The organism is Marinobacter alkaliphilus, from assembly GCF_055394375.1.
The window spans coordinates 2,180,118-2,201,862 of record NZ_AP043751.1; the positions used below are offsets into that span (position 1 = coordinate 2,180,118).

Annotated in this window: 21 protein-coding genes; 3 read left to right on the forward strand and 18 right to left on the reverse strand. The window is 56.8% G+C overall.

Annotated elements, in window-relative coordinates:
• Positions 1-77 precede the first annotated feature (77 nt).
• On the forward strand, positions 78-1,868 hold the full coding sequence (locus ACZ5Q2_RS09965) for an acyl-CoA dehydrogenase C-terminal domain-containing protein (protein ID WP_061331560.1): 1,791 nt from the start codon (positions 78-80) through the stop codon (positions 1,866-1,868).
• Positions 1,869-2,132: 264 nt separating this feature from the next.
• On the opposite strand, the gene ACZ5Q2_RS09970 is transcribed toward ACZ5Q2_RS09965, so the two are convergent.
• The 5 genes from ACZ5Q2_RS09970 to leuS form a co-directional block, all read right to left on the reverse strand.
• Positions 2,133-2,768 carry an endonuclease gene (locus ACZ5Q2_RS09970; RefSeq protein WP_432210195.1) on the reverse strand — a complete coding sequence of 212 codons (636 nt, stop codon included), beginning with the start codon at positions 2,766-2,768 and terminating at the stop codon, positions 2,133-2,135.
• Positions 2,769-2,958: 190 nt separating this feature from the next.
• A complete protein-coding gene (locus ACZ5Q2_RS09975; protein ID WP_432210194.1) occupies positions 2,959-3,222 on the reverse strand; it encodes a hypothetical protein in 264 nt (87 codons plus the stop codon).
• 113 nt (positions 3,223-3,335) lie between these two features.
• The gene (gene holA / locus ACZ5Q2_RS09980) at positions 3,336-4,349 is read right to left on the reverse strand and encodes a DNA polymerase III subunit delta (protein ID WP_152438693.1); all 1,014 of its coding nucleotides are present in this window, start codon (positions 4,347-4,349) and stop codon (positions 3,336-3,338) included.
• Positions 4,346-4,924, reverse strand: a complete 579-nt coding sequence (locus ACZ5Q2_RS09985; RefSeq protein ID WP_432210193.1) for an LPS-assembly lipoprotein LptE — start codon at positions 4,922-4,924, stop codon at positions 4,346-4,348. The genes holA and ACZ5Q2_RS09985 overlap by 4 nt, the downstream gene beginning before the upstream one ends.
• Position 4,925: 1 nt before the next feature.
• Entirely contained in the window at positions 4,926-7,511 is a 2,586-nt protein-coding gene (leuS, locus tag ACZ5Q2_RS09990) for a leucine--tRNA ligase (RefSeq protein WP_432210192.1), read from the reverse strand.
• 477 nt (positions 7,512-7,988) lie between these two features.
• On the opposite strand from leuS, the gene ACZ5Q2_RS09995 reads away from it, so the two are divergent.
• Positions 7,989-8,534 carry a zinc ribbon-containing protein gene (locus tag ACZ5Q2_RS09995; protein WP_432210191.1) on the forward strand — a complete coding sequence of 182 codons (546 nt, stop codon included), beginning with the start codon at positions 7,989-7,991 and terminating at the stop codon, positions 8,532-8,534.
• Here the strand turns inward: ACZ5Q2_RS09995 and lnt are convergent.
• The 5 genes from lnt to miaB form a co-directional block, all read right to left on the reverse strand.
• A complete protein-coding gene (gene lnt, locus ACZ5Q2_RS10000) occupies positions 8,524-10,050 on the reverse strand; it encodes an apolipoprotein N-acyltransferase (protein ID WP_432210714.1) in 1,527 nt (508 codons plus the stop codon). The two genes, ACZ5Q2_RS09995 and lnt, sit on opposite strands and share 11 nt — an antisense overlap.
• A gap of 19 nt (positions 10,051-10,069) precedes the next feature.
• The gene (locus ACZ5Q2_RS10005; protein ID WP_061331554.1) at positions 10,070-10,915 is read right to left on the reverse strand and encodes an HlyC/CorC family transporter; all 846 of its coding nucleotides are present in this window, start codon (positions 10,913-10,915) and stop codon (positions 10,070-10,072) included.
• On the reverse strand, positions 10,912-11,385 hold the full coding sequence (gene ybeY, locus ACZ5Q2_RS10010) for an rRNA maturation RNase YbeY (protein ID WP_061331553.1): 474 nt from the start codon (positions 11,383-11,385) through the stop codon (positions 10,912-10,914). The genes ACZ5Q2_RS10005 and ybeY overlap by 4 nt, the downstream gene beginning before the upstream one ends.
• Positions 11,382-12,368: a PhoH family protein gene (locus ACZ5Q2_RS10015; RefSeq protein ID WP_061331552.1), complete on the reverse strand. Its 987-nt coding sequence runs from the start codon at positions 12,366-12,368 to the stop codon at positions 11,382-11,384. Before ACZ5Q2_RS10015 ends, ybeY begins: the two co-directional genes overlap by 4 nt.
• A gap of 535 nt (positions 12,369-12,903) precedes the next feature.
• Entirely contained in the window at positions 12,904-14,250 is a 1,347-nt protein-coding gene (gene miaB, locus ACZ5Q2_RS10020) for a tRNA (N6-isopentenyl adenosine(37)-C2)-methylthiotransferase MiaB (RefSeq protein WP_061331551.1), read from the reverse strand.
• Between the two features lie 339 nt (positions 14,251-14,589).
• Between miaB and trmH the strand changes: the two genes are divergently transcribed.
• Positions 14,590-15,324 (forward strand): tRNA (guanosine(18)-2'-O)-methyltransferase TrmH, encoded by a 735-nt coding sequence (gene trmH / locus ACZ5Q2_RS10025; protein ID WP_061331550.1) that lies wholly within the window; start codon positions 14,590-14,592, stop codon positions 15,322-15,324.
• Here the strand turns inward: trmH and ACZ5Q2_RS10030 are convergent.
• The 8 genes from ACZ5Q2_RS10030 to ACZ5Q2_RS10065 all read right to left on the reverse strand — a co-directional run bounded on the left by ACZ5Q2_RS10030 (position 15,321) and on the right by ACZ5Q2_RS10065 (position 21,461).
• Positions 15,321-15,803 (reverse strand): hypothetical protein, encoded by a 483-nt coding sequence (locus tag ACZ5Q2_RS10030; RefSeq protein WP_061331549.1) that lies wholly within the window; start codon positions 15,801-15,803, stop codon positions 15,321-15,323. The two genes, trmH and ACZ5Q2_RS10030, sit on opposite strands and share 4 nt — an antisense overlap.
• The gene (locus tag ACZ5Q2_RS10035) at positions 15,800-16,099 is read right to left on the reverse strand and encodes a nucleotidyltransferase domain-containing protein (RefSeq protein WP_061331548.1); all 300 of its coding nucleotides are present in this window, start codon (positions 16,097-16,099) and stop codon (positions 15,800-15,802) included. Before ACZ5Q2_RS10035 ends, ACZ5Q2_RS10030 begins: the two co-directional genes overlap by 4 nt.
• 270 nt (positions 16,100-16,369) lie before the next feature.
• Positions 16,370-17,386, reverse strand: a complete 1,017-nt coding sequence (locus ACZ5Q2_RS10040) for a nucleoid-associated protein (protein ID WP_061331547.1) — start codon at positions 17,384-17,386, stop codon at positions 16,370-16,372.
• Between the two features lie 212 nt (positions 17,387-17,598).
• The gene (locus ACZ5Q2_RS10045; protein WP_061331546.1) at positions 17,599-17,901 is read right to left on the reverse strand and encodes a type II toxin-antitoxin system RelE/ParE family toxin; all 303 of its coding nucleotides are present in this window, start codon (positions 17,899-17,901) and stop codon (positions 17,599-17,601) included.
• Complete coding sequence (locus tag ACZ5Q2_RS10050; protein WP_197463815.1) at positions 17,898-18,224, reverse strand: addiction module protein; 327 nt, start codon at positions 18,222-18,224, stop codon at positions 17,898-17,900. Before ACZ5Q2_RS10050 ends, ACZ5Q2_RS10045 begins: the two co-directional genes overlap by 4 nt.
• Before the next feature lie 75 nt (positions 18,225-18,299).
• A complete protein-coding gene (cysN, locus tag ACZ5Q2_RS10055; protein ID WP_061331544.1) occupies positions 18,300-19,958 on the reverse strand; it encodes a sulfate adenylyltransferase subunit CysN in 1,659 nt (552 codons plus the stop codon).
• A gap of 1 nt (position 19,959) precedes the next feature.
• The gene (gene cysD / locus ACZ5Q2_RS10060; protein WP_286250991.1) at positions 19,960-20,874 is read right to left on the reverse strand and encodes a sulfate adenylyltransferase subunit CysD; all 915 of its coding nucleotides are present in this window, start codon (positions 20,872-20,874) and stop codon (positions 19,960-19,962) included.
• A 164-nt stretch (positions 20,875-21,038) separates the two neighbouring features.
• Positions 21,039-21,461, reverse strand: a complete 423-nt coding sequence (locus ACZ5Q2_RS10065; protein WP_432210190.1) for a PilZ domain-containing protein — start codon at positions 21,459-21,461, stop codon at positions 21,039-21,041.
• Positions 21,462-21,745 lie beyond the last annotated feature (284 nt).

The window sequence follows — 21,745 nt, forward strand, 5'->3', positions numbered from 1 at the left end:
GGGGATTATCAGACCTTCATCGAGAAGGCGTTTTCCATGTCCCCCAAGTGACTGACTGAATTTCTGGAGAGTTTTACATGGCTGATTATCAGGCACCCCTTCGTGACATGCGTTTCGTTCTGAACGAAGTATTTGATGCCCCAGCGCTTTGGGCATCACTGCCCAAGATTGCAGAAAACGTAGATCCCGACACCGCAGACGCGATCCTTGAGGAAGCGGGCAAGATCACCAGTGGCGTGTTGGCACCCCTGAACCGCGAAGCGGACGAGCAGGGCTGTAAGTGGAACGAAGGCGAAGTTTCCACTCCGGAAGGTTTCAAAGAAGCCTACCAGACCATCGTGGAAGGTGGCTGGAACGGCCTTGGCGGCAACCCCGATTTCGGCGGTATGGGCATGCCGAAAACGCTGGTGGCCCAGTTTGAAGAAATGATGCAGGGCGCCAACATGGCCTTCGGCCTGGCTCCGATGCTGACCGCCGGTGCCTGCCTGGCCCTGGATGCTCACGGCAGCCAGGAGCTGAAAGAGAAATACCTGCCGAACATGTACTCTGGCGTATGGTCTGGCGCCATGGACCTGACCGAACCGCACGCTGGCACCGACCTGGGCATTATCCGTACCAAGGCCGAGCCGAACGACGATGGCTCCTTCAACGTGACTGGCACCAAGATCTTCATTACCTGGGGCGAGCACGACATGGCTGAGAACATCATCCATCTGGTGCTGGCCAAGCTTCCGGACGCGCCGAAGGGCCCGAAAGGCATCTCCCTGTTCCTGGTGCCCAAGTTCATAGTGAACGATGATGGTTCCCTGGGCGAGCGCAACCAGTTCAGCTGTGGTTCCATCGAGAAAAAGATGGGTATCAAGGCCTCCGCTACCTGTGTGATGAACTTCGACGGCGCCAAAGGCTGGCTGGTTGGTGAAGAGAACAAAGGCCTGGCCGCCATGTTCACCATGATGAACTACGAGCGCCTGGGCGTTGGCATTCAGGGCATCGGCGCCGCCGAAGCCTCCCTGCAGAGCGCCCGTGAATACGCCAACGAGCGTATCCAGAGCCGCGCTCCCACTGGTGCCCAGCAGCCCGAAAAAGCCGCTGACCCGATCCTGGTACACCCAGACGTGCGCCGCATGCTGCTGACCATGAAGAGCTACGTAGAGGGTGGCCGTGCCTTCTCCACCTACGTAGCCCAGTGGCTGGACATCTCCAAGTACTCCGACAACGACGAACAGCGCAAGCACGCCGAAGGCATGGTTGCCCTGCTGACTCCCGTCGCCAAAGCCTTCCTGACCGACCGGGGCCTGGACACCACCATCATCGGCCAGCAGGTCTTTGGTGGCCACGGCTTCATCCGCGAATGGGGCCAGGAGCAGTTGGTACGCGACTGCCGCATCACCCAGATCTACGAAGGCACCAACGGGATCCAGGCCATGGACCTGATGGGTCGTAAAGTGGTTGCCAGCCAGGGCAAGCTGTACGAACTGTTCGTGCAGGACGTCGCCTCGTTCATCGAAGAGAACACTGGCGATGCCGCCCTGAAGCCCTACCTGGAGCCGTTGGCAGCCTCTCTGGAGCGCTTGTCTGACGTCACCGAACACGTCATCAAACAAGCCGGCGACAACCCCAACGCCATCGGCGCCGCCGCCGTCGACTACCTCGACATGTTCGGCTACACCGCCCTGGCTTACATGTGGGCCAAAACCGTCAAAGCCGCCGCCCCGAAAGCCGAGGGCGATACCTCCGGCTTCTACACCGGCAAGCTGAAAACAGCCCGCTTCTACTTCGACCGCCTGCTGCCAAAGACCGTGTCTCTGGCCGAAGGCATCCGCAGTGGTAGCGATGCAATGATGGCTCTGGCGGCTAACGAAATCTGATTCAGATTCGTTACTCCAGATAGCAAAAAAGCAGGCCCAAGTGGCCTGCTTTTTTGTTGATAGCGAACTGAAGTCTATCGGCTGGCATGTGGGGAGGCCCTTCTGAAACCTTGCTCAGCTGATCGCAAGAGTCCGGGCGGTGGTCAGGGTGGGGCTTTCCGAAACCTTGCGGAGCCAGGGATGGCGGAGCAGAGCGTACAAGGACGTATTCACAGCGTGTTTCGGAAAGCTCCACCCTGACCAGCGCTTGCACTTTTTGAGAGTTTAGAGGCGATTAATCAACCCAGGATTAACCACAAACGGATTCTCATTACCCTGAATCTCGGCAATACGCTGATGCCGCGCCAACTCCCGATCATCCGGCGGATCCAGCTCATTCCACTCCTGGAACACCGACGTCGCCCCAAGCCAAGGCAGCCCATAAGTATCCACCATGTAAGCCATCGTGCGGGCAACATCCCCCTTCACATGCTCCGGCGGCTCAAAGAATTGTGCACTCTCCCGAATACCACAGTCATCCGCCCGCGTCGCATCGCCCAGATTCTCATAGCGGGCATTCCGCCTCCGCATCTCGACCCGCGAACGAACTGGCACCATATTGTGAAGATCCGACGTAATCTGACGGTACTGATTATCCTGCTTGCATTGACTCGTAGTGCCGCAATTCAGCGCGCTACGGATATCGGCCGGCGGATAGACATAACCATCCGTCATCACAAACCCCTTGCTGGTGAACGGCGCATCACAGAAAAACGACGTTCCGCCGTTTGCATAGAGATTGCCCCAGAACTGATCTTTCACGACCGTCTCTGGATCACTGAAACGGGTATTCTGGCCAATAACCAAGGTGGTTGAGAGGGCGAGTGTAAGTGTGATGGGAACTAACGTTATTTTTTTCATAGGGCCGTTATACCTCACATTACACGGCACATACCGTGGCCATCGCGACGAGCGATTGATGGCAAAATGAACAATCTGACAAAAGTATGACGGAGTTTTCACACTTTTCTGTGAAGTATGGCACAGAGGCTCAAATAGAGAAGCCCCTGTGCGGCTCGTTCATGTTGTAAATTGTTAACGCGTTAACAATCTATTTCATTTTGTTGCGGATGTCCCGATAGCGGGTCTTGAGGTCTTCCCCCCATTGGCGAGCCGTGTCTCTCGCCTCATGGCTCGCATTCTCCGCATCATGGAGAACCTGATCCAGCTTCTGGCGGAAGCGATCCCAGTCCTGTTCCAGGTCGTCCCATTCATCTTTTACATCTTCCTTGGCCAGGTGCAATTGCACACGGGCTTCGTCACGGTACTGCTTGATTTTTTCCGACAGTTTGTTGAATTCGTCTTGCAGGCTCATAGCGATTCTCCTTCCCTGATGAGTTGGGAAGTCTACAATGCGCCGGAATGTAAAAAACTGTCAAGAGGGAGGAAGTCAGGGTTTTGCGAAGGTTCGTACTGGATTGACCTGGATCAGTTAGGGCGAGCACCGGCAAGAACCGCCGACAAATCCCTGAGGTGATGCCAGGGGGTAAGGCTATCAAACCCCTTGGCGGATCGGTCTGTGGCGTTGCACAGACTGATGGCGCGGTGCAGTTGATGCATATTCAGCCGGCGGGCTGCCTGCTGGATAGCGGACGCTCGCCGGGGCTGGAACACTCCGCGTTTTTTCAGGAAACCTGCTGGACTGTCCCCCGGGGGCAAAGCGGTTTTCAGTTCGATGATGATGTGCAGGTCTCGCACCAGCACACTCAACAAACCCAGCGGGTTTTCACCTTCCTGCTGAAGGATTCCGATGATCTTTCCTGCATGGGCAGCTTTACCGGCGAGTAACTCGGTGACCAACTCAAAGCCATTGAAGCGGGCGCTGTCCTGGACCGCTTGCTCGATGGTCTCTTCGTCGATGGTTTTGCCAGCCGTCAGTAACGCCAATCTGTCCAGTTCCTGGCTGGCAGCCAGAAGATTCCCCTCAAGCCGCTCCGTGAGCATGCCCAGGGCCCCGCGGGTAAGACTCAGGCCTTGTCCGCTGGCCCGCTGTTGCAGCCAGCCTGCAAATTTATCGGGCTCAACCGGCCAGACCGGTACATGGACACCGCAGCCTTGTAGAGCTTTATACCACTTGCGTTTGGTTTCTGCGGCATCGAGTTTGGCGCTGATGAGTAGCAGGATAACGTCTTCAGGTGGTGCCTCAAGAACCTGTTCAAGAACCTTTCGGCCATCCCCGAGCTTGCCCGTTGGCAGGTGAATCTCGATACGCCGCTTCTCGGCAAACAGGGACATGGCGTTGCATTCATCGGCAACGGCATTCCAGTCCAGTTGATGGTCGGCGTGGTAGGTCAGGCGGTCCTGATACCCCGAGTCCCGGGCCGTCTTTCGGATCAGGTCACAGCACTCCTGCACCAGCAGGGGCTCGTCACCGGAAATCAGGTAGACCGGAGCCAGACCTTTCTTGAGCAACTGGGGGAGCTGGCCGGGTTGGGTCTTCATGGCGCATCGGCTTGTTTCTGGCTTTTTTCGTACTCTGCGATGGCCGCGTCAATCCGCTCCCGGGTCATCGGTGCCAGCCTGAAGAGTACCTGTTGCGCCAGCCGGTCTCCCAGCTGTTGCCTCAGCTCCTCTTCTTCCCGTTGCTTGGCCAGCACATTGGTTTCATCGTAACGATAGGTCTCGCTGGTGGTCAGATCGGTTGCGGCAATCAGCGGGATCCGGTCTGCGGTCAGCAACTCCATAGTGACTTGATGTCGCAGTATGTACTCTGCCGCGGCGGCCTGAGCGGTAATGGCGGATGCCCGGCGGTCCTGCTGATAGCTTCTCAGCCGAAGCACGTAGTCCGCAGATGAAGCATCCTGCAGATCAATGCCCCCCAGCCTGAGTTGATCCCGCACCGACTGGCAGAAACGCCCGGGCAAGGACTCGGGGCAGTCTACCGCCAGGGGTTGCAGAGAAGCCGGCACCGGTGAGGTGCCCCGTAACTGAAAGCCGCACCCGGCAAGTGTGGCGGTAGCCAGTATTGCCAGTAACGGCAGCCGGAGGGCTTTCAGAAAAAAGGGCACCGAAGCCATATCAGTTAGCCACCACGTTAACCAGCTTTCCGGGTACAACGATGACTTTGCGCACGGTTTTGCCATCAGTGAAGCGCATAACGTTTTCGTTCTCCAGAGCCAGTTTTTCCAGGTCCGCCTTGCCGATGTCCGCGGGCACGCTTTCTTTTGCCCGTACTTTACCGTTGACCTGCAGCACAACCTCAATCTCACTGCGGACCATGGCACTTTCGTCGGCAACCGGCCAGCTGGCATCAACCACGGGTTCTGCGTGGCCAAGAGCCTGCCAGAGAGTATGGCTGATGTGCGGCACGATGGGCGACAGCACCAGAACCGCCACCTCCAGTGCTTCCTGGCGAACGGCGAGGCTCTGGGGCTCGTTGTCTGTCAGTCGGCTGACTTCGTTCAGCAGTTCCATCACAGCGGCGATAGCCGTATTGAAGGTGAGGCGACGACTGATGTCGTCACTGACCTTGGCAATGGTTTCGTGGGTCTTGCGGCGCAGATCCTTCTGGGCGCTGTTCAGGCTGCCAGCCTCAAGGGTGGGTACCTGGCCACCGGCGGTCTGCTCATTGACCAGGCGCCAGAGCCGCTTGAGGAAGCGGTGTGCGCCTTCCACGCCGCTGTCAGACCATTCGAGGGACTGCTCTGGCGGCGCAGCAAACATCATGAACAGACGAACGGTGTCGGCGCCATGCTGGTCAATGATCGCCTGAGGGTCGATGCCGTTGTTCTTGGACTTGGACATCTTGGTGACACCACCGATCTGAACCGGCTGGCCGTCTTCATTGTGGACCGCTTTCACCACTTGCCCTTTGTTGTCCCGTTCGACCGTGACATCGGCCGGGGCAATCCAGGTGATCTTGCCGGACTCATCTTCCCGATAGTAGGTCTCAGCCAGCACCATGCCCTGACAGAGCAGGCGATTGAACGGCTCTGAACTGTTAACCAGGCCAACGTCCCGCAGCAGTTTGTGGAAGAAACGGGCGTACAACAGATGCAGGATCGCGTGCTCGATACCGCCGATGTACTGATCCACCGGCAGCCAGTAATTGGCCGCTGCCGGGTCCAGCATGCCCTTGTCGTAATTAGGGCTGCAGAAGCGCGCGTAATACCAGGACGACTCCATGAAGGTGTCGAAGGTGTCGGTCTCAAGGGTGGCCGCCTGACCGTTATATTCGGTTTTGCACCACTCCGGATCGGCCTTGATCGGTGACTGAACGCCGTCCATCTCGACATCTTCCGGCAGGCGAACCGGTAGCTGGTCATCCGGCACCGGCATCTCCGTGCCGTCTTCCAGCGTCATCATCGGAATGGGCGCGCCCCAGTACCGTTGACGCGACACACCCCAGTCACGCAGGCGGTAGTTGACGGTGCGCTTGCCGATACCGTTGTCTTCAAGGTATTTCGCGATCTCGTCGAAGGCTTCCTCGCTGGTCAGTCCACTGTATTTGCCGGATGATACAAGTACACCTTTCTCGGTAAAGGCTTTTTCCTGAACGTCGATATCACGGCTGTCGTTGGGCGCAATGACCTGCTTGATGGCCAGCTTGTACTTCAGGGCAAACTCGTGGTCGCGGTCATCGTGGCCGGGAACGGCCATCAGTGCGCCCGTGCCGTAGTCCATCAGTACAAAGTTGGCGACCCATACCGGCACTTCTTCCTGGGTCAGCGGATGAATGGCTTTGAACCCGGTGTCGATGCCCTTCTTTTCCATGGTGGCCAGTTCCGCTTCCGCCACCTTGCTGTTGCGGCACTGCTCGACAAACTCCGCAACATCCCTGTGCCGTTCAGCCGCAGCCTTGGCCAGCGGGTGTTCTGCTGCCACCGCCATGTAACTGACGCCCATCAGGGTATCCGGACGGGTGGTGTAAACGGTCAGCCCGTCTTCCCGGTCTTTCAGAGGGAAGGTCAGCTCAGTACCTACAGACTTGCCGATCCAGTTCCGCTGCATGGTCTTGACCTGTTCAGGCCAGTCTTCCAGCTGGTCCAGGTCGTTGAGCAGTTCCTCGGCGTAATCGGTGATGCGGATAAACCACTGGGGAATCTTCTTCTGCTCAACCAGCGCACCAGAGCGCCAGCCCCGGCCATCCACCACCTGCTCGTTAGCCAGAACCGTCTGGTCGACCGGGTCCCAGTTTACGGTGGACATTTTCTTGTATACCAGGCCCTTTTCGTAAAGACGGGCAAAGAACCACTGTTCCCAGCGGTAGTACTCGGGATCACAGGTGGCCAGCTCGCGGCTCCAGTCGTAACCAAAGCCCAGTTGCTTGAGCTGTTTCTTCATGTATTCGATGTTCGCCCGGGTCCACTTGGCGGGGGCGGATTTGTTGGCAATGGCGGCGTTTTCGGCGGGCAGACCGAAGGCGTCCCAGCCCATGGGTTGCATGACATTCTTGCCCTGCATGCGCTGGTAGCGGGAAATCACGTCGCCGATGGTGTAGTTGCGAACGTGGCCCATGTGCAGTTTGCCGCTGGGGTAGGGGAACATGGACAGGCAGTAGTACTTGGGCTTGCCGGGCTCTTCCTTCACTTTGAAGGTTTCGTTGGTTTCCCAGAAGTCGCGGGCGGTCTGCTCTACATCACGTGGGTTGTATTGTTCGTCCATTCCTGCCATTACCAAAAGTACCCTGTGTGAAAATGAGGTTCGAAAGGGCCGAACATTCTAACGCACCCAAGGCTTAACAGGTAGTCTGCCAATTTCGCAGACTTGTGCCAGACTTCCCGTATGGAGGTTATTCGTGGGTTTGGTGCAGGTTGCTGCCGGGGATGGCTTCCCGGGACACGCCGTGAACCCATCCCTGGGGGCTTGAGCGCAGCATCCATGCTGCGCACAGTCCCGGGAAGCCATCCCCGGCAGCACCCCAAACTTGCGAAGGGTACTCTTGGAGAGAAGCGCTTGCTCCACTGCGATTAGCTAAAGACAGGGAGAGTGTCCGGGGGGCAGGGTGTGGTACCTCTTTCCGGGACTGTCTGCAGCATGGATGCTGCAGTCAAGCGTACAGGGACGTATTTACAGCGTGTCCCGGAAAGAGGTACCACATCCTGACCCTTGCACCAAAACTAGAAAACAGGCGGGAAGACTATGACAGAACCAGAACGCAATCACCTTTCAGGCAAGGCCCTCGAGGTTTACGACAGAATGCTGGAGCGGGTACAAACCCGTTTGCATGAGCTCCAGGAAACCTCACTTCAGACTCTGGAGGAAGAAGTTCAGAAAGCGGTTGAGTTTGAGTACGAACTGGAAGAAATGACCCGTGAGGAAGCCGACCTGCTCGGCGCCTACCTCGAGCGGGATCTGGAGCACCTGCTGAACTTTGTCGAGGAAACCGGTGAGGGCCTGAAAGAATGGTTGCAGCTGGATATCTCGTTACTGGAGCACACCCTGGCGAATCGACTGCTTTCGGTAGCCGACAAAACCCTGGTGGACACCCTGGAACTCAAACAGAAACTGGAGAACCAGGACGTCAGCCACTACATATCGGGCGAGGTGGCCACCGCCGGTATGTTCCGGTGCATGAATTGCAACCACATGGTGTGCCTGACCAAAACCAGCCACTTGCACCCGTGCGAGGCCTGCGGCTCCCATTACTTTGAACGGGTGACCAGCCGCTGGCCACCTAAGGAGTAGGGTTTTTCGGGATCACCCGCTCCCGCACAAACACGATCAGGATCACCGCCAGGGTCAGCACCGGCCATGAACCGGTCTGCATGTAGGGCGTGCTGCCGGTGGCGGGGAAGACCTCACCGGTCAGTACGGCCCGTTCAAACTGCGGGATGCGCTCGGTGATCTCGCCTTTTTCGTTGATGATGGCGGTAACACCGTTATTGGTGCCCCTGAGCATGTAGCGGCCGGTTTCCAGCGCGCGCATGCGGGCCAGCTGCAGATGCTGAAGTGGGCCTATCGAGTCGCCAAACCAACCGTCGTTGCTGATGGTTAACAGCAAGCCGGAGTTGCGGGCATTGAAGGCGACAAAATCCGGATACGCTACTTCGTAGCAGATGTACGGCATGATGTTGATGCCGTTGGCCACCAGCGGAGACTGGTACTTTGGCCCGGGGGTGAAGCTGCTCATGGGCAGGTCAAAAAAGCCGATCAGTCCTCGCAGAACGCCCTGCAACGGCACATATTCGCCAAACGGAACCAACTTCTGCTTGTGGTAGATGCCTTCACCGTTGCCAATGGCCATGATGCTGTTGTGGAAGGTGAAGTCGTCGATACGATCGCTGTAGCCGTACCAGGGAATGCCGGTGATCAGCGTACTTTCATCGCCGAGCTCTTCGTGGATGTGATCAAGCACCTTGCCTGCCTGGTCCTGGGGGATCGGAATCGCGGTTTCCGGCCATAAAATAAGGTCGCGTTGCCAGTGGGCCTCGGTCATGCCCAGGTACGCCACAATCTGATCCCGCAGGAAATCCGGGTCCCATTTGATCTGCTGGGGAATGTTGCCTTGCATTGCGGCAAAGGTGACCGGCTGTTCCTTGAGGTCAGTCCAGTCGGCTTGTTTCATGGCCGGCGCGAAGACCCAGGGCAGCAGAGTGAGTACTGCGGTGACTGCTGCTGATTTGCGGCGCCCGGACAGAACAAGCCACCAGATGGCATAGGCGGACGCACCCGTGACTGCGATCCAGAAGGTGATGCCATGTACGCCTGTGAGGGGGGCCAGGCCACCAAGTGGTCCGTCCGTATGTGCAGTGCCAAGGTACAGCCAGGGAAAGCCTGTGAGCAACCAGCCCCGTAGCCAGTCTCCCAGAACCCAGATGGCCGGAAACAGGAGAAGGCGCCGGATCATGCTTTCTTTGGCCAGTTTGCCCCAGAACCAGAAGGCAAGGCCATGGAACAGGGCCAGCCCTGCTATAAACAGAACCATCAGCAGGACAGCCACTGGCACTGAGGTGTTCCCGTGCTCGCTGATGCTGATGTAAATCCAGCTTGCGCCCGAACCGAACAGGCCAAGACCGATAAACCATCCGGCGCGAAACAGCTTTTCCGAGGCCTGGTGTAGCGTTACCAGGACAATCAGAAAAACCGAGAGGGGGCCAAGCCACCACAAATGAAAAGGTGAAAAGGTGAGGGTCTGGATTGCGCCGGCAATCAGCAGGATTGCCGGGCCAAACCAGGGGTGGTCAGTAAACCGCAGATTCAGAGGGCGACCAAGGCCAGGTTCATGATTCACTTCGCGTTACCTGCAACAAACGGATGACTCGGTTATCGGCGTTGGCAATAGTAAACTGCAAGCCGCCGAATTCAACCGTTTCTCCCCGTCTGGGCAGGTGACCAAACTCTTTGAGTACCAGACCGCCGATGGTGTCGAACTCTTCTTCATCCATTACGGTCTCGAAAAATTCGTTGAAGTCTTCAATCGGTGTGACGGCTTTCACGGCGTAGGTGCCGTCGCCACGGGCTTTGATGTGGGTTTCTTCGTCGAAGTCGTGTTCGTCTTCGATCTCGCCCACGATCTGCTCCAGCACGTCCTCGATGGTGATCAGGCCGGCGGTGCCGCCATACTCATCCACCACAATGGCCATGTGGTTGCGGTTTTCCTTGAACTCTTTGAGCAACTGGTTCAACCGTTTGCTTTCGGGCACAAACGTGGGTGGCCGCAGGATCTCCCGGATACTGGTCCAGTTCAGCTCGTTATTGATGGCAAGCGGCAGAAGATCTTTCGCCAGCAGTACGCCAATCACGTCGTCCTGGCTTTCGCCGATGACCGGGAAACGGCTGTGGGCGGATGACATGATTTCCGGCAGGAATTCTTTCGGATCCTGGGAGGCTTTGACGGTGATCATCTGGGAACGGGGGATCATGATCTCATCCACCCGCATGTCGATGACCTGCATGGCACCTTCGATGATGCTCATGGAATCGACGTCAATAATTTCCTGGGACTCTGCGTCCCGAAGTATCTCCAGCACGTCCTCAACGGACTCAGGCCCGCTGGAGAAGGCCTGTGATATACGCTCCAGCCAGGACTTGCCGCCCTGGCTGCGACTCGACTGATCGTCGCTCATGAGTCTGGTTCCGTTTCCTCTGCTTCATAAGGGTTAGCAAATCCAAGCTGCGCAAGCAGCCGGACTTCGAGGGCTTCCATGGCCTCGGCTTCGTTATCTTCAATATGATCGTAGCCCTGAAGGTGCAACATACCGTGCACCACCATATGGGCCCAGTGGGCGACAGGTTCTTTATGCTGTTCCTGCGCTTCCTTTTCAACAACCGGCGCGCAAATCACCAGATCTCCGGCCAATGGCACCGTTATACCCGGTGGTGCTTCAAATGGGAAGGACAAAACATTGGTGGGCTTGTCCTTGCCCCGGTACTGGTGATTCAGGTCCTGACTTTCCTCGTTACCAACAATACGGATCGTCACTTCAGACGGATCCTCGCCCAGCCATGCCTTTTCAGCCCAGACCTGGAACTGTGTTTCGTCGGGTACACCGGTGCTTTCATAAGCTACCTGGAAATCCACGGTCAGTTTGCTCATGGGTTGGTTGAGCCCCCGTCACCGAACGAGTCGTAGGCTTCCACAATGCGCTGAACCAGCGGATGGCGAACCACATCATTTGATTCAAAGCGGGTAAAGCCAATACCGGGGACCTTGCTGAGCACGCTGGCGGCATGAATCAGCCCGGAGTTCTGCCCGCGCGGCAGGTCCACCTGGGTGGTGTCGCCGGTAATCACCGCCGTGGAGCCAAAGCCAATCCGGGTGAGGAACATTTTCATCTGCTCCCGGGTGGTATTCTGGCTTTCGTCCAGAATGATGAACGAGTTATTCAGGGTACGGCCACGCATGAACGCCAGTGGTGCAATCTCGATCACGCTTTTCTCGATCAGTCGGGTTACCTGGTCAAAGCCGAGCATTTCATAGAGCGCGTCGTACAGAGGCCGAAGGTAAGGGTCCACTTTCTGGGCCAGGTCGCCGGGCAGAAAGCCCAGTTTCTCGCCGGCTTCCACCGCCGGGCGTACCAGCAGGATGCGTTTCACCTGTTCGTCTTTCAGTGCCTCTACCGCACAGGCTACGGCCAGCCAGGTCTTGCCGGTACCTGCCGGCCCAATGCCGAAATTGATATCGTGGGTGCGGATGTTATGCACATACTTTTGCTGATTCTGACCACGGGGTTTGGCGGTCAGCTTCGGGGTTTTGATAACCGTTATCTGGCCTTCGTCGTAGGGCACGTCATCCGGCAGGCGCTCCAGGCCGGTTTCGCGGATAAACAGGTGCACGGTATCCGGTGGAATATCTTCGCTGGCTTCGGTTTCCCGGTACAGGTGCCGGATGACTTCGGTGGCGGCGGCGACGTTTTCGGTGTGACCTTCCACCCGGAAGTGGTGTCCACGCCGGCCGACTTTTACCTGCAGGCGCTTTTCAATCATCTTCAGGTGTTCGTCAAACTGGCCGCACAGGGTCGCCAGCCGACGCTGGTTTACCGGGTGCAGGTCAAATTGTCTGGTATCGTGAGTGTTCAATCTTGCTCCGTTTCGTTGGATCTTCCCCGCTCATTTGGGAGCTGAATTCGGGGGAGTTCGCTGCTTGATTCTGGTGTTTGGCTGAAGGGCTGGTGAGGCTTTCCAAAAAACGCCCGCAAGTACATCCGTGTAGGGCTTCGTCGCGCCGTCCCTGGCGCTCCAGATTTTTGGAAAGCCTCACCAGCCCTTCGCCTGTCTGACTAATGTGCAGGCCGGCTGTGTGAAAAACAAGAGTGTGTAGCCCAAGAAGTTTGGCCAGGGCGCCAGGAAGTCACTAGCAATGGTTCGCATGCTACTGCCAAGGCCAGCAAGTGAGTAGTCAGGTGTTCCCCACAAAAATCGGGAGTGGATAGTCATTTATCCGGCATGCCATCGAGAAGTTTGCCGGTGACAGGGTGAGGTTGCCTCCCAAAAATCTGGAGCGCCAGGGAAGGCGCGACGAAGCCCTACACGGACGTACTTGCGGGGCGTTTTTTGGGAGGCACCCTCACCCTGTCACCAAGCCCCCAAAACCAGAAACCATGGGAGCCAAAGCTCAGTAAAACTCAGAACCAACAGGCACACCGCGAAGTGAGTTGGCGTAGGCCTCGACGATTTCCACGTCGATGAAATGCCCAACCACCTCAGGATTCTCGTGGCGGAAGTTAACGATGCGGTTGTTCTCGGTGCGGCCAGCGTACTCGCCAGGGTCTTTCTTGGACAGTCCGGTCACCAGAATCCGCTGGGTAGAGCCCACCATCTTGCGGCTGATATCCATGACGTTCTGGTTCAGTCGATCCTGCAGAATGCTCAGGCGCTGTTTCTTGACCTCCATCGGCGTATCGTCCGGCAGGTCAGAGGCCGGCGTACCCGGACGGGCGCTGTAGATGAAGCTGAAGGACATGTCGAAGCCGATGTCGTTGATCAGCTTCATGGTGTCCTCAAAATCCTTATCGGTTTCACCCGGGAAGCCGATGATGAAGTCGGAGGAGAAGCTGATGTCCGGGCGGATCTTGCGCAGGCGGCGGAGTTTGGATTTGTACTCCAGCGCTGTATGGCCGCGCTTCATGGCCGCGAGGATGCGGTCGGAGCCGCTCTGTACCGGCAGGTGCAGGTGGCTGACCAGTTCCGGTACCCGCTCGTAGACTTCGATCAGGGCGTCGCTGAACTCCACCGGATGGGAGGTGGTGTAGCGGATGCGGTCGATGCCGTCGATGGTGGCGATCACTTCGATCAGTTCTGCCAGGTCCATCTGGTCGCCGTCGTGGGTGTCGCCGCGGTAGGCGTTGACGTTCTGGCCCAGCAGGTTCACTTCCCGAACGCCCTGGGCGGCCAGATGGGCCACTTCGGCGATGACATCGTCCACCGGGCGGCTGACTTCTTCGCCGCGGGTGTAGGGCACCACGCAGAAGGTGCAGTACTTGCTGCAGCCTTCCATGATGGAGACAAACGCAGAGGGGCCGTCGGCGCCGGGCTCGGGCAGGTTGTCGAACTTCTCGATTTCCGGGAAGCTGACGTCGACCACGCCTACGCCGTTACCCTTGGTGCGCACTTCGGTGATCATGTCTGGCAGGCGGTGCAGGGTTTGCGGGCCGAAGACCATGTCTACGTAAGGGGCCCGGTCGAGGATGGCCTGGCCTTCCTGGCTGGCGACGCAGCCGCCGACGCCGATGATCATATCGGGCTTTTTGCTTTTGAGACGTTTCCAGCGGCCGAGCTGGTGGAACACTTTCTCCTGGGCTTTTTCGCGGATGGAGCAGGTGTTCAGCAGCAGGATGTCGGCGTCATCCGGGGTGTCGGTCATTTCAACCGCTTCGCCGGTTTTGAGCAGGTCTGCCATGCGGGCAGAGTCGTACTCGTTCATTTGGCAGCCGTGGGTTTTGATGAACAGCTTCTTGGCCATGGGTCTCACGTAGTTTGGTGTGTTGGCGCCGGGGTGGTGTGGGGCGCTGACAAAAATGGACTGCACATTATAACGGGGTGCTTAAACATCAACCACCGTTGTCTCGGGTTTTGCTGTGTTATCATCTTCGCCCTTTTTGTTCGGGTGAAAGAAGGGTTGTGGCAGTGGCTTTCCAAAACACGCTGTGAATACTTCCCTGTACGCTCTGCTCCGCCATCCATGGCTCCGCAAGGTTTTGGAAAGCCACTGCCACAACCCTCCCCGAACATAAGTGCTGGATTCCACGCAAAGTGAGACATGGTGTGGGTCTGGCGAAATCGCAATAGAGTGAACGAAACGATGACCCCCGAACGCCTCGCCCGAATCAAACAAGTCCTCAACACCCGCCAACCCGACCTGCGGGTGTTGACGGATCAGGTGCACAAACCCAGAAACCTGTCGGCCATCATCCGGTCCTGCGATGCCTTTGGCCTGGCCAATATGCACGTGGTCTGGCCCAAGGAGGGTTTTCGGGCATTTCGTAAGACAGCCGGTGGCAGCTTTCATTGGGTAACAACCCACACCCATCCCACCATGGATAATGCCGTCACCGAGCTCAAAGCGCAGGGCCACAAGCTCTATGCCGCGCAGTTGTCAGACCGGGCGGTGGATTTTCGGGAGGTGGATTACACCGTGCCGTGCACCATTATCATGGGTAACGAAGTGGATGGTGTGAACCCGGTGACCGCCGAGCAGGCGGATGAGCATATTGTGATTCCGATGATGGGGATGGTGGAGTCGCTGAATGTGTCTTCAGCCTGTTCGATTATCCTTTCCGAGGCCCAGCGTCAGCGGAAGCTGGCGGGTATGTTTGACCAGCGGCGGATGCCGGATGAGGAATACAACCGCCTGCTGTTCTGCTGGTGCCAGCCGACGGTTAAGCGCTACTGCGACGACCGCAATCTGCCGTATCCGCCAATCGACCACGAAACCGGCGAACTGATCGACGGGGTAGGGTGGATGCAGGAAGTCAGAAAGCTGAGAGCAAATCGACCCCGGTGGGATGACCAACCGGAGAATATTGACGCCAGCTAGTGTTTATGGACCAATACTCCGACTTGCTTCTCGAGCTCGCTGGCAAGTTGTGTCAGCACGCTGATCTTGGAGTGCGCCGTGGTCAGTGCATCAAATAATGTCTGAGCGTTCTCGATGTACTCGTGGATCATTTGGTTGCGCAATTGCCGGATTGCAATCCACTGTTCAGAAGATCCAAGCCAGCCATACTTCTCAGCTTTTTCGAGGTTGAATAGCAGTGCCTGTTTTGGTTCGCCCAGGGCAATCAACAACGCGGGAAGTAGTTTATCTCCCAGAGTGTCTTGCAGACGGCAAAAGCGGCTGGTGAAGGCTTCGACCTTCATGGCCAGCTCCGGGTTTGAGTCCAGCTTTTCAACAGATTGAAAGGGTAAGCCCGGATCAAAGACCTGTTGCGCAGCGTAGTTCAGGTGCTTGATTTCCTTTTCAATTACTCGGCTCAAAAATCGGAGCCTTTCCTGTGTTTCTGGTGATACTTTCACAGAGCAATTCCTTGTGCCCGGGCAATCTGGTGAATTACGGCTCGCTCAAGATTTGGAGCATCCAATAGAACATCAATCTTTCGGTCACCTAGCTGTTTGATGATTTTCGCCTGAAGTCTGGCCACATACCAGGCAGGGTGGTCTGCGACTTCGTCGATAGTGACCAGCAGGTCGATGTCGCCCCCTCTGGCTGTGTCATCGGCGCGCGATCCAAACAGGGTCACTCTGGCGTCCGGGCCAAAAATCTCCCTGACCGAGGCCTTGATAACAAGTACTTCTTCAGACGTTAACCTCACCGTGATGCGCCCCTTGTTAACTCCGTCAATATCTAATCATGGAGACAAGCATAGACTTTCCCGATCAGACTGACCATCTTCGTAGTGTTCCACATAGAAGCCGAAACCTAAGCGTTCAGAATGGAGCAATGCCGGTGCGGGGTGGGTGAAGCTTTTTTCTGCCGGAAAAAGATGTCTGAGCGAAGCGAGTTGTTTTTCCAAAGAAAAAAGCTTCACCCACCCCGCGACCCGCCCCCATAACCGGCAGGCTACGAAAACGATGCCAACTCCTCAGTCCTCGCGAGCCTCCAGATACCGCTGCAACTGCTCCCGCAAAGCCTTGGGCAGTCGGGTGATGGTCAAGGCATCTTTGTCACGGTCGTAGTACACCGCCTGGTTCACCAGATCTGAAGAGAATGACACACTCATACCTCCACCAGAGCCGGCAATACGCACCAGTTTCTTGACCTTGCGATGGTCCGGGTGCAGCACGCCGGTTTCGGGCATTTCCGCGTTCTTGCTGGCGAATTCCTTGAAACGCTCGGGCTGGCTTTCGTCCAGGTAGTTGGACAGGGCCTCGATGGCCACAGGCTCGCCCAGGGCATGCTGGTCTTTGCAGAACTCGTAGGCTTTGGCACGGACTTCACCGGCTTTTTCCGGTTCGCTGGATTTGGCGAAGGCTTCCACCGCGTCCAGGAAGGTCATGGTTTCCTTTTCCACATCCACGCTGTTGGTGAAGGCGCAAAGGCGAAGGAATAGCTCGCCGGGGTCTCCGGTGCCGCGGGCATGGACCACGGTCATGTAGTTATCGCTGGTGTTCTCGTTGCGCCACTCATCCAGCTCGATTCGAACCGCCAGGTTCAGGCGTGACAGGCTCAACACGTCCGTTGAGTCCAGTTTCTGGCTGCCGTCAAAACGCATGGCGCCGTCGGTTTCGAGGATGAACAGGTACACCACTTCCGAATCTGCCAGGGCGTCATGCACCACCATCAGGTGGCCGTCGAATTCCTCCTGGCTGCCGTTGAGTAGTTCCTGCCATTGGCCGAACAGGCGGTCGGTCATGGCGGCGAAGGTTTGTTTGTCTTCCAGGTAGTCTTTGAGCCAGGCGCTGAAGGGGCATTCGCCGATGTCGTCCGAGAAGCGGCCGTATTTCTTGCCGGGTTTGCTGTTGAACAGGCGCTTCATCTGTTTGTGCAGGGCTTCGTAATCGCCACCGGGCTCCTGCAGGGCTTCGCCGGCAACAAGGCGGGCGGGCTGGCCCGGCTGGTACTGGCTGGCGAAGGCGGTGCGCAGGTGTTTGATGGCCATGGTGTTCAGCTCCTGTGGTTAACTCTGGTGGCGGGGGATTTTGCCATGGATTGGTGTGGGATTCATTTTTAGCTTTCCAGATTGGGGGCAGGTCGCGGGGTGGTGGTTTATTTTTCTTTGGAAAAACAACTCGCTTCGCTCAGACATCTTTTTCCGGCAGAAAAATAAACCACCACCCCGCGACCGGCATATCCTTGTCCTGGTTTCGATGGCTATCTTTTGAGGTGTTGGGCTGTATTTGCAGGATTTTTTCGTGTGTCGAGAACGGCGCGAACATCGACGAATGTTTCGTCAACTTTGTAATAAATAACAAAAGGGAAGCGTTTTGCGGGGCTCGCGTAGTGGCCAAAATGCCGCTGATGGAGTCCACCAAAGAATTCGAGTGACTCTATATCAGTAAGGATTGAATCGAAGAAATATCTGCCGAGTCCGTACTCAATTTGGTTGTAGAAGCTTACAGCGTTGTCGATGTCCTGAAGTGCTCCGTCCGTGAGCCTTACTTCCCTGTGTTTCATCGCCGTGGACCACGTTCCTTCAAGGCTGCAAGCGAGGTGTATTGAGTTTTACTTTCTTCAACGGCTTGGGCGCGTTCTGCGAGTACCCTGCCATGCCATTCGGGCGGCTCGGGCATGCAGTTGTTTACCGTCAAAGATTGCCAAAGCTGTTCCATAGCCTGAACCTTCTCAAGGTCGGTCATCTGATTAATAGCAGCCATCCTTCCGCTCCATACCTGAAAACTATCTTTCAGTGTACCACTCCAAATCTCTGTCGGCGCCGGGGTGGGGGAGGGTTTTTCTGCCGGAAAAAGATGTCTGAGCGAAGCGAGTTGTTTTTCCAAAGAAAAATTCTCCCCCACCCCGGCAAGCCCGCCCGCCAAGGTAGGGGAATCAGTGCAAGCGGCCAATCTCAGACCTCAGACCCGCTGACTCCGAGCCAACTCCTGCAGAAGCCCCGCAACGGCAGCCGGAATATCCGCCTCCGAATCAGCTGAAACGCTGGCATTGGCAATGTCAGACCCGAGGTTTACGGCCACAGCCACCAGGCCGTGGGAGGTCAGCAGCTGGGCTACGCGGCGGCGTTCGTCGGCGTCACCGGTGTTTTCTTCAGTCACCACGACCGCCGTCTTGCCTTGGTCAAACAGCGCCCGCTCCACGGCCAGGGCCAGTTGCGGGGCCTGCTTGCCGGTGCAGGCGATGATCGCCGGCTTCTGCGCCAGGCGGCGCTCGCGCTCTTCCACTGTAACCGGGTCCAGGGAATCCAGGCCATCGGTCAGGCCTGCAATCATGCCGGCGCCAACGGTTACGTTGGTCAGCCGGTCGATGACGATGAAGCTGCCAGTGGCGTGGTTGCGCTGGTAGGCGTCAAACGCGATGGGCTGGTTCAGGGTCAGCTCGCACAGGCCGATTTCATTCAGCTGAAGCTGGCTTGGGTTCGGGTTCTGCTCCAGGGTGTTTACGTCGGTTTGGTGATGAATGCTCTTCACCGTACCAGAGGTAAACGTGGGCCCCAGCTTGATGTCGTAGAGGCGGCCGGTTTCCAGCGGCGCGTCGGTCATCCACACAATGTTGGCATTGAACCGGTTGTGCACCTCGGGCTCGTCTTCTGCCTTTACCAGCATATCCCCGCGACTGATGTCGATTTCATCTTCCAGGGTCAGGGTGACCGCCTGGTCGATGTAGGCCTCGCTCAGGTTGCCGTCGAAGGTGACGATTTCCTTGACCTTACTGGTGCGGCGTGAGGGCAGGGCCATCACCGTGTCGCCCGGGCGAATAACGCCCGAGGCGATAGTGCCACAGAAGCCCCGGAAGTTCAGGTTGGGGCGGGTGACATATTGCACAGGGAAGCGGAAGTGTTCCAGGTTCTTGTCCCGGGAAACTTCCACAGTTTCCAGGATTTCCATCAGCGGCTGGCCGGTAAACCAGGGCGTGTTGTCGCTCTTGTTCACCACGTTGTCGCCATCCAGGGCGGAAATCGGCACAAAACGGATATCTTTCAGGCCCAATTTGTTGGCGAACGCCAGGTAGTCTTCACGGATCTCGTTAAAGCGATCTTCACTGAAGTCCACCAGGTCCATCTTGTTTACCGCTACCACAATGTGGCGAATGCCCAGCAAGGAGGCGATGAAGGAGTGCCGGCGGGTCTGGGTCATCACGCCGTGGCGGGCATCAATCATCAGGATCGCCAGTTGCGCGGTGGAGGCGCCGGTGGCCATGTTACGGGTGTACTGCTCATGGCCCGGGGTGTCGGCGATGATGAATTTGCGCTTGTCGGTGCTGAAATAGCGGTACGCCACGTCAATGGTGATGCCCTGTTCCCGTTCGGCCTGCAGGCCGTCCACCAGCAGGGCCAGGTCCAGCTTCTCACCGGTGGTGCCCATCTTGGCGCTGTCAGTCTTCAGGCTTGCCATATGATCTTCGTAGATCATCTTGGTGTCGTGCAGCAGCCGGCCAATCAGTGTGCTCTTGCCGTCATCCACGCTGCCGCAGGTGAGCAGGCGCAGGAGTTCCTTGTTCTCGTGCTGCTTCAGGTAAGCCAGAATATCATCGGCGATCAAATCAGACTGGTGTGACATATCAGAAGTACCCTTCCCGCTTTTTCTGTTCCATGGAGCCGGCTGAATCGTGGTCAATGACCCTTCCTTGCCGCTCTGAGCTGGTGGCCAGCAGCATTTCCTGGATGATGTCGGGCAGGGTGTTGGCCTCGGATTCAATGGCGCCGGTCAGCGGGTAGCAGCCCAGCGTACGGAAGCGCACTGACTTCATCATAGGCTTCTCGCCTTCTTTCAGCGGCATGCGGTCGTCGTCCACCATAATCAGGGTGCCATCGCGTTCTACCACTGGTCTCACCGCCGCGTAATACAGCGGTACGATATCGATGTTTTCAAGGTAGATGTACTGCCAGATATCCAGCTCGGTCCAGTTGGAGAGCGGGAACACACGAATGCTCTCGCCTTTGTTAACCTTGCCGTTGTAGATGTTCCAGAGCTCCGGGCGCTGGTTCTTCGGGTCCCACCGGTGGTGCTCGTCGCGGAAGGAGTATACCCGCTCCTTGGCGCGGGATTTTTCCTCATCCCGGCGGGCGCCCCCGAATGCGGCGTCGAACTTGTACTTGTTCAGGGCCTGCTTCAGGGACTGGGTTTTCATGATGTCGGTGTGCTTGGCGCTGCCGTGGGTGAAGGGTCCGACACCCTGCTTCACGCCTTCTTCGTTGATGTGCACAATCAGGTCGAGGTCAAACTTCTCCGCCACGTTGTCCCGGAACGAAATCATCTCTCGGAATTTCCATGTGGTATCAACATGCAGTAACGGAAAAGGCAGCTTCCCAGGGTAGAAGGCCTTCAGGGCAAGGTGCAGCATCACGGCAGAATCTTTGCCGATAGAATAGAGCATGACCGGGTTGTCGAACTCGGCCGCCACTTCCCGGATTATGTGGATGCTTTCGGCTTCCAGCTGTTTGAGATGAGTGAGGTTGTATGTGGTCATGGTCATCCATTGCCGCAGGGGCTGTGTGATGGCTGTAAATCGGTTGACCAACTATATCAGGCGGCGGCAGGGTATAAGAAGATTTCTGGTAAGAATTTTAAGTTCTAATAATATGGCGCCGAACCCAACGTGCCGGGGACTCCGGGCGTGCTGAGCCGGTGTCGGTGGTTTCAGTGGGTGTCGTAATTCGCTGTTCGGGCGTCAGACAGCAGTTTGGCAACATAGCGGTCGATGTAATCAAACCCGTTGCCCTCAAATTCACTGAACTGGATACCTATCTGGAATTCATTTCGGGAGATGCGCCGCATATGCACGATATTGCCATCTGCAAGCACAGTGACTGGTTGCGTTGGAAGCACAGGCACGGTGAAACGGGTTTTCACGCCAATCCAGTGCCCTGGGGCCGGCGCGCGCATACCGGGAATGAGCTGTTGAACAACGTCCTGATCGCAGGAGATCATCACACCGGCTCGAGACAGATTAGAGACCTTGCACGTCAGGCAGCAGCCGTCATTTTTCTCAACAGTAATCTCGGTCGACACACCGACGCGCTGCTGATTTCTGAGATTCTGTTTGGCTGGTGCAGGTTTCATTTTGATTTTTCTGGCGCGAGTAGTATCAAACGACGTTGCCTTTCCCATAATTGCCTTCCAAAAGAACGCTTAAGCACTTGAAATTGTAGCTGCTTAAAAAGTGATCAGCAAGATAGTCGAAGCTATTGTTACATCTTTATTAAAATTTTCTGAACACGGCGTCACATTTTGGTGCGTCATTTCGGTTTTATTAAAGGGGTATTGCATGCATATGCGGGAAGTGCAGAGCTGCAGATGACAGTCCAGTGAGTTAAAATCGCCGCTTACACACATTTGGAGCCAGG